At 65.0% G+C, this 5,432-nt stretch carries 4 protein-coding genes; 1 reads left to right on the forward strand and 3 read right to left on the reverse strand.

The features are described from left to right. Positions 1 to 519 precede the first annotated feature (519 nt). Positions 520 to 1,206, reverse strand: coding sequence for a 3-isopropylmalate dehydratase small subunit (gene leuD / locus GFD21_RS10860; protein WP_163197991.1), 687 nt, complete (start codon positions 1,204 to 1,206; stop codon positions 520 to 522). A 64-nt stretch (positions 1,207 to 1,270) separates the two neighbouring features. Continuing rightward, complete coding sequence (gene leuC / locus GFD21_RS10865; protein WP_163197992.1) at positions 1,271 to 2,674, reverse strand: 3-isopropylmalate dehydratase large subunit; 1,404 nt, start codon at positions 2,672 to 2,674, stop codon at positions 1,271 to 1,273. A gap of 269 nt (positions 2,675 to 2,943) precedes the next feature. Between leuC and GFD21_RS10870 the strand changes: the two genes are divergently transcribed. Beyond that, positions 2,944 to 3,768, forward strand: coding sequence for an IclR family transcriptional regulator (locus GFD21_RS10870; protein WP_163197993.1), 825 nt, complete (start codon positions 2,944 to 2,946; stop codon positions 3,766 to 3,768). A gap of 90 nt (positions 3,769 to 3,858) precedes the next feature. On the opposite strand, the gene GFD21_RS10875 is transcribed toward GFD21_RS10870, so the two are convergent. Then, entirely contained in the window at positions 3,859 to 5,208 is a 1,350-nt protein-coding gene (locus GFD21_RS10875; RefSeq protein WP_163197994.1) for a metallophosphoesterase, read from the reverse strand. Positions 5,209 to 5,432: the final 224 nt, after the last annotated feature.

Raw genomic sequence — 5,432 nt, forward strand, 5'->3', positions numbered from 1 at the left:
AACCCGGCAACCAAACCAACCAAGGAAAGCAACCGGACCGCTCAGCGGCAGCGAGTGATTAACTTACACGCAAAACCACAACCACGCAAACCCACATGACAAAACCACGCCCAAATCGCTGCAACGACGGCGCTCCCTCGGCGTGTCGCAAACAATGCGACCAAGCCTCACAAAGCACAGCATACGCCCGAAACAAGGCCGGAACAGGAGCAACATCCACGACACATCGGCGTGTCGCCCAACATTCACCCACACACACCAGCCGTTCATCTTCCATCCACATGAGCCAGAAGCAACGGACAAGCACGGGGGAACACCGGTTCGACCACATGCTTCCATCCACATGAGCCATGAGCGACGAGCATGAACACAAACCACACCCACAACCAGCAACCCCACCCCTCCCCGGCAACACACGAATACGACGAAACCCGGCACCATACATCCTGGATCAACCAAAACGCACGACACCGGGCTTCACGATGCGGCCGGCACAGATGGAACGCCGCCCGGTCGCAGCTAGATGATGCCGCGATCGGCCAACGGGCCCGCCCAATCGTATTCGAGCTCGCGGGCGGGCTTGATCTCCTCTTCGGGCAGGTGCTTGGCGGGCAGGGTCTTGGGCTTGAACGGGAACTTCTCGGCGCGCATCTTCTCGTATGCGGCGATGTCGTCCTCGTGCTGGAGCGTCAGGTCGATGTCGTCGTAGCCGTTCATCAGGCGCCAACGCACGTAGTCGCCCACCTCGAACGGCAGCGTCACATCGCCGCAGGTCACGGTGCGGGTCTCGAGATCCACGGTCATGTCGCGGCCGGGCTCCTCCTCCAGGAGCTTCCACAGCAGTTCGACGTTCTCCTGCGGCATGATCGCGGCCAGCACGCCGTTCTTCGCGGTGTTGCCGTAGAAGATGTCGGCGAAGCTCGGCGCGATGACCACGCGGAAACCGTAGTCGTGCAGCGCCCACACGGCGTGCTCGCGGGAGGAGCCGATGCCGAACTCGGGGCCGGCGACCAGGATCTGCCCCTTCTTGAACTCCGGCTTGTTGAGCACGAAGTTCGGGTCGCGGCGCCACGCGTAGAACAGCGCGTCGTCGAAGCCGGACTTGGTCACGCGCTTGAGGAACACGGCCGGGATGATCTGGTCGGTGTCGACGTTGGAGCGGCGCAGCGGCACGCCGACTCCGGTCAGCTTGGTGAGTTTTTCCATGATTTTCCTTTCGGGGATCACTCCCCATGCAACGAATCGTCGGGCGGAACCGGACGCCGGAACCTTACAGGTCGGCGGGGCTGGAGATCGTGCCGCGGATCGCGGTGGCGGCGGCGACGGCGGGCGACGCGAGGTGCGTACGCGAACCCTTGCCCTGGCGGCCTTCGAAGTTGCGGTTCGAGGTGGAGATCGAACGCTCGCCCGGCACCATCTTGTCCGGGTTCATGCCGAGGCACATCGAGCAGCCGGCGTTGCGCCATTCCGCGCCGAAGTCCTCGAACACCTTGTCGAGTCCTTCCTTCTCCGCCTGCAGGCGCACGCGCGAGGAGGCGGGCACGACAAGCACGCGGTGGATGTTCTTCGCCTTGTGGTGGCCCTTCATGATGGCGGCGGCCTGACGCAGGTCGTCGATGCGGCCGTTCGTGCAGGAGCCGATGAACACGGTGTCGACGGCGATGTCCTTGATCGGCATGCCGGGCTTGAGCCCCATGTACGCGATGGCGCGCTCGGCGGCGGAACGCTTGGTCGCGTCGGCGATCTCCTCGGGCACCGGCACGTTGGCGGTGATCGGCAGGCCCTGGCCCGGGTTGGTGCCCCACGTCACGTAGGGTCCGAGCTTGGACGCATCGATGTCCACCTCCTTGTCGAACACGGCGTCGTCGTCGGTCTTCAGCGTCTTCCAGTACGCGACGGCCTTGTCCCACAGTTCGCCCTCCGGCGCGTGCGGACGGCCCTTGAGGTATTCGAACGTGGTCTCGTCCGGTGCGATCATGCCGGCGCGGGCGCCCGCCTCGATGGACATGTTGCACACCGTCATGCGCTCGTCCATCGTCAGGTCGCGGATGGCCTCGCCACGGTATTCGATGACGTAGCCCTGGCCGCCGCCAGTGCCGATCTTCGCGATGATCGCGAGGATGATGTCCTTCGCGGTGGCGTCCGCGGGCAGCTTGCCGTTCACGTTGATGGCCATCGTCTTGAACGGCTTCAAGGACAGGGTCTGCGTGGCCATCACGTGTTCGACCTCGGAGGTGCCGATGCCGAATGCCAGCGCACCGAACGCGCCGTGCGTGGAGGTGTGCGAATCGCCGCACACGATGGTCATGCCCGGCTGCGTGAGGCCGAGGATCGGCGCGAACGCATGCACGATGCCCTGATCGGCGTCGCCGAGCGCATGCAGACGCACGCCGAATTCCTTGCAGTTCTTCTCCAACGTGCTCAGCTGCAGGGCGCTTGTCTCGTCCGGGTTCGGACGGTCGATGTCGACCGTGGGGGTGTTGTGGTCCTCGGTGGCGATGAGCTGATCGACGTGACGGGGCTTGCGTCCGGCCAGTCGGAGTCCCTCGAACGCCTGGGGGCTGGTGACCTCATGCATGAGCATCAGGTCGATGTACAGCAGGTCGGGCGCCCCATCGCTGCCCTTCCGCACCAGATGATCGGCCCAGACCTTCTCGGCCAGTGTCGTTCCCATGGGAATTCCTCCTAATTTCTTGGCGCAGGGTATTGTGTTTGCGCCTTGTTCGTGGTAATAGCCTATGCGGTGGGTTTTGGGGTCAGCCACGCTCGGCCGGATATTGAGATGTGCCGGAAAGCGCCTGTAATCGCCGCCATCGAGACCCCGACGAAGATGGCACGAATCGCCATTGTGCACAATATGACACCTCGAATTGAGGGATTTCACCACGTGATACACCTCGTCGATTTGGTATTTCACTATGTGAGATGGTATAAACGGCAATTATGACTTCAACGAGCACAGAGACTGACGCGGCCGAAACGCCGCTCACCAGCCAGATTCCCGCCGGGGATCAGGATTCCTCCTCATCCGATCAGAACGACGGCGAAGTGCATTCCGGCGTCGGCGTACTTGACAAAACCGTAAAGATCCTCGATGCACTCGAGACCGGCCCGTCCACGCTCGGCCAGCTGGTCGCCGCCACCGGCCTGGCCCGACCGACCGCCCACCGTCTCGCCATCGCGCTCGAACGTCACCGTTTCGTGCTGCGCGACCAGCACGGGCGCTTCGTGCTCGGTTCGCGTTTCGCCGAACTGGCCGCCGCCGCCGGCGAGGACCGTCTGCTCACGGCCGCCGGCCCGATTCTGCAGACGCTGCTCGACCGCACCGGCGAATCGGCGCAGATCTACCGCCGCCAGGGCGATCAGCGCGTGTGCATCGCCGCCGTGGAACGCGCCTCCGGTCTGCGCGATTCGATCCCGGTGGGCGCGATGCTGTCCATGGAGGCGGGCTCCGCCGCGCAGATCCTGCTTGCCTGGGAGGATTCCGACCGCATGCACCAGGGGCTGCGCCACGCGAAGTTCAACGCGACGAAGCTGGCCGCCGTGCGCAAGCGCGGCTGGTCCGAGTCGGTGAACGAACGCGAGGAGGGCGTGTGCTCGATCTCCGCGCCGATCCGCAACGCCTCCGGCCAGGTCATCGCCGCGATCTCCATCTCCGGACCGTCCGGCCGTATGGGGTCCGCACCGGGCCGCCGTTACGCGCCGCTGGTCATGGCCGCCGGCAAGTACCTCACCGAGGCGCTGATCAAGGCCTCCTCCGGCCGCTGATGCGGCAGCTTCCTCTCTTCTCCATGATTGTGGCTCCTTTCCCACCGGGAAGGAGCCACAATCATATTCACACCCGTCAGCTGGCACCCATCAGCTGAACAGCCCCCTGAGCTGCCCCCACAAGGTGGGTTTGCGCAGCAGGTCGTCGCCCTCGCCTTCCTGCGGCGGCTTCGCGTTCAGGGCGTACGTGTACGCCTTCTTCGAACTGGGCTTGCCGACGAGTTCGCCGAACTCCAGGAGTTGGGTGCGCGGCTCGTACGGGTGGCGGATGTCGAATTCGACGAGACGCGTCGCCCGCTTGGCCGGCGCCGGGCCATACGACCCGAACCCGCAGGTGGGCGTGGCCGCCAGGAGCACGCCGTCCAGTTCGCCGACGAACCCGTTGCGATGGTCATGCCCGGTGGCCACGCCGATATACGGAAGGCACGGGGAATCCTGGGCGGCGCCGGCGACGTCGCCGGCCCCGGACCCATCGCCGCGCAGAATCGCGAACTCATCCGACGCATCGGGGCAGCTGATGCCCTCGCCGAGATACCCGCCGGGACGCACCTTATGCTCGTCCGGCACGTAGTAGCGCGACGCGTGGTCGCGGTACCCCTGCATCGCATACGGCGTGGTGGCGGTGACCGGCGTGAGCAGATCGTAGTATTCCGGCAACGGCATGTGCTGGAACACGACGGAACGCGCCCCGATCACCGGCGGGATGCCGCGCAGGAACGCGAGCGTGGAGCCGTCCGGCCCCGCGAAACCGCCGCCGTGCGCGTAATCGCCGGAATCGAGGACGACGATGCCGAGCACCGTGCGCCGATGGTCTTCGTCGGCCACCGGCAACGCGAACGTGCCGGCGGCATGCGGGTAGACGACCTGATCGGGCAGAAGGCTGCGCCCCGGCAGCACGTCCGCCTCCACACCGGGCACGGGGTTCACGCACCCGGGAAATTCGCGGTAGATGGCATCGAGTTCGGCGTTGTCGAGCCCGCATTGGAAATCATGGTTGCCGTAGGTGACGGCGAACGGCACCTTGCGCGCGATCAGCGGGGCGAGGAACCGACCGGCCGCGTCGCGCACCGCATCACGGGTGCGCTCCTTCGCCGCCGCGGCGTCGGCGGGGTCGTCGTAGCGCTTCGCCGGGCTCCACATGCGTTTGCGGAACGTTTCGGCGAACGCCGGGTCATAACCGGCGATCTGATTGCCGGTGAAGACGACGAGATCGGGACGCACGGCGTCGAGGCTCGCCTCGATGAGTCTGATCGTGTCCTTCGCGACGTTCGGACCGTCCTGGATATCGGCGACCTGCAGCACACGGAACTTGCCGGAATGATGGAACTGGAGACGGCCCAGACGGGCGGACACGGACAGCGGCCGGGTATCCCCCGCCTCCGCCGGCCTGATCCTCGGCTTTGAAGACATGCCCTCGGGCACACGCGTGTTTTCCGTCATGACTCCTACTGTAATGCGATGATGCGCGGCTCGTGTGGACGTGACGCCCCTCTTTCCCGTGGCGCGGCGACACATATTCTTCATCGCCGCGGAATATTGCCGTTTTCGGCACCGCTCCTTGGAGGTCGTACCGCACCATGGGATTGCGGGCTATAGGAACCAAACGTGGTGTTTATGACTGGGGTTTGGCCTTGTGGCAGTAGGCGTGTCGGGGTGGTTTTAAC

The organism is Bifidobacterium platyrrhinorum (genome assembly GCF_010667645.1).
GTDB classification, from domain to species: Bacteria; Actinomycetota; Actinomycetes; order Actinomycetales; family Bifidobacteriaceae; genus Bifidobacterium; species Bifidobacterium platyrrhinorum.